This window comes from Streptomyces sp. NPDC059900 (genome assembly GCF_050270335.1).
Lineage (GTDB): Bacteria > Actinomycetota > Actinomycetes > Streptomycetales > Streptomycetaceae > Streptomyces.
Genome location: NZ_JBNNJZ010000511.1, coordinates 4,737 through 5,941, shown reverse-complemented (window position 1 = coordinate 5,941; position 1,205 = coordinate 4,737). Strand labels below are relative to the sequence as shown.

At 72.9% G+C, this 1,205-nt stretch carries 2 protein-coding genes; both read left to right on the top strand.

The features are described from left to right. Nucleotides 1-359, top strand: a 359-nt coding sequence (locus ACQKIP_RS37650) for a carbohydrate ABC transporter permease (RefSeq protein WP_427745171.1), incomplete at its 5' end; no start/stop codon positions are given. After that, on the top strand, nucleotides 356-1,205 hold an 850-nt coding region (locus ACQKIP_RS37645; RefSeq protein WP_427745170.1), incomplete at its 3' end, for a hypothetical protein. The genes ACQKIP_RS37650 and ACQKIP_RS37645, both read left to right, overlap by 4 nt.

Sequence of the window (1,205 nt, the reverse complement as noted above, 5' to 3'; positions counted from 1 at the left end):
CCGCCTCCGTACCCGACGAACTGATCGAGGCGGGCCGTATGGACGGCGCGGGGGAGGCGCGCATCTTCGCCACCATCGCGCTGCGGCTGATGTCGCCCGCCCTGGTGACGATGTTCCTGTTCCAGTTCGTCACGGTGTGGACCAACTACCTGCTGCCGGTGCTCATGCTGGCCGACGACCGACTGCAGCCGGTCACCGTGGGCATCGTGGGCTGGCAGGCCCAGCGCGGCATCGGCTCGGCGGTGCCCTACAACGTCGTCATCACGGCCGCGCTGGTCTCGGTCATCCCCCTGGTGCTGCTGTTCCTGTGCCTGCAGCGCCACTGGCGCTCCGGCCTGGTCGCGGGGAGCCTCAAATGACCCCCGGCGCCCGGCGGGCGCGCTACCACCTGCGCTTCCAGCTGAGCCCCGGCGACGACCTCGCCGCCCGGGCGGGCGCCCTGGCCAAGGTGTGCGGCGAGAACGGGGTCGACGAAGTGGTGCTGCTCCTCGGGGCCGAGCAGCTGTACACCGGCCACCTCGCGGGAGCGGACGAGGCACGCTGGTTCGACGCGGCGGCCGAAGCGCACGCGATCCTGGCCGGAGCGGGACTGGACGTCAGCCTCAACCCCTGGGTCACCGTCGGGCACGCCGACCGGGGCCGGTTCGACGCGCTCGGCTTCGCGCCCATGGTCTCGCCGAGCGGCAGGCCCGCCACCGCCCAGGCATCCTTTGCCTGCCCGCGCTGGCGCCGCTGGCTGTACGCGCACTACGGGCTCTTCGCGGGCCTCGGCTTCCGGGTGCTGTGGGTGGAGGACGACTTCCGCTTCCACAACCACGCGCCGCTGGACTGGGGCGGCGGCTTCGAACCGCTCATGCTGGAGCGCCTGGCAGACCTGGCGGGCGAGCCCGTATCCCGCGAGCAGGCGGTCGCCGCCCTCACCGCCGCCGGGCAGCCGCACCCCTGGCGCAGGCTGTTGCAGCAGGTGTGGCGGACGGCTCAGCTGGAAGTGGCACAGGGCCTGGCGCAGGTGGTCCAAGAGCGCTCCGGCGGCCGCTCGCAGCTGGGACTGATGAGCTCTACACCGGCCATGCACTCGGTGGAAGGACGAGACTGGCCGGCCCTGTTCGCCGCCCTGTCGGCCGGGCGCAGCGTGACCCACCGGCCGCACTTCGCGCCCTACTCCGACACCCCGGCGCGCAGCCTGACCTCCGCGCTGTGGTCCC